Annotated in this window: 1 protein-coding gene; it reads left to right on the forward strand. The window is 52.5% G+C overall.

Going from position 1 to position 526, the window contains the following annotated elements; all coding sequences use genetic code 11:
- Positions 1-140: 140 nt before the first annotated feature.
- Positions 141-526 (forward strand): hypothetical protein (locus tag ACOCD2_RS25855; protein WP_419626433.1); only part of this gene is annotated, 386 nt, incomplete at its 3' end.

Here is a 526-nt window from a genome sequence, read left to right on the forward strand (position 1 = left end):
GGCCTTTTCTCGTTTTTACTAGCCGGGGGCGAAATGTAAACCCCAGAAAGTCAAAACTAACCCGCTCGTACTCTGCTTTGTTTATCCAGCTTTTACAGTACACAATTTTGGTCTTCTCCGGCAAGTGTGTCTTCGGCCTCGTGATAGATTTTGGGACATCCCAGTCCCCAAAATCGACTCGGCCTTTGACAACCTATTGGTGCCCCAGCCGTCCTGGTCACCAAGCACTACGCAACAACTTCGCAAGCTCGTTGCTGCTCCGTACTTGGCTCCCAATGACTGGACGCCGCGTTCGGAGGCCTACTTTGTTTTCCCTCTGGCGCAAGGCACGCCGGGAAAACAGTGCGGCCTCGCGGCTACTGGGGTCTACCAGCCTTCGCTTCGCTCTCCATGGCTGGCAGCGATGGAGGGTCAAGCCACATTCACTGAATCTTTTGTTTAACGTCGATTGCAGTGCTATCGCTTCCTGTTCCGTCTTGCAGTGGCAAACAATATCATCTGCATATCGTTCAAACTGCACACCTTT

The sequence above is a fragment of the Thiolapillus sp. genome (assembly GCF_048562965.1).
In the GTDB taxonomy this organism is placed as follows: domain Bacteria; phylum Pseudomonadota; class Gammaproteobacteria; order Chromatiales; family Chromatiaceae; genus Thiolapillus; species Thiolapillus brandeum_A.